The sequence below is a fragment of the Gilliamella sp. Pas-s95 genome (genome assembly GCF_009795795.1).
GTDB lineage: Bacteria > Pseudomonadota > Gammaproteobacteria > Enterobacterales > Orbaceae > Gilliamella > Gilliamella bombicola.
Map to the genome: position 1 here is coordinate 1 of NZ_WTFC01000135.1, position 235 is coordinate 235.

The 235-nt window shown below is 39.6% G+C and carries 1 protein-coding gene; it reads left to right on the forward strand.

From position 1 onward, the window contains the following. The coding region (locus tag GQ598_RS11025) for a hypothetical protein (RefSeq protein ID WP_160404154.1) at window positions 1-235 on the forward strand (235 nt) is incomplete at both ends.

The window sequence follows — 235 nt, forward strand, 5'->3', positions numbered from 1 at the left end:
TAGGTATAATTATTGGGGAGATGATGATGGAGATGGACAGGGTATAAATGGTGTTACTGCTACAGGGGATATATCGGTATCGTTTGTGGATAAGGATGGCAATACTGTTAATCGTAGTGATGCATTGGATATATGTAAGGCTCCTTATAAGGTAACCTTAAGTAGTACTGATGGTTATTTACAAACAGAGTACGGGGTTCCAAATAGAGCCAGTTTTAATGGTCAGACGGTGACA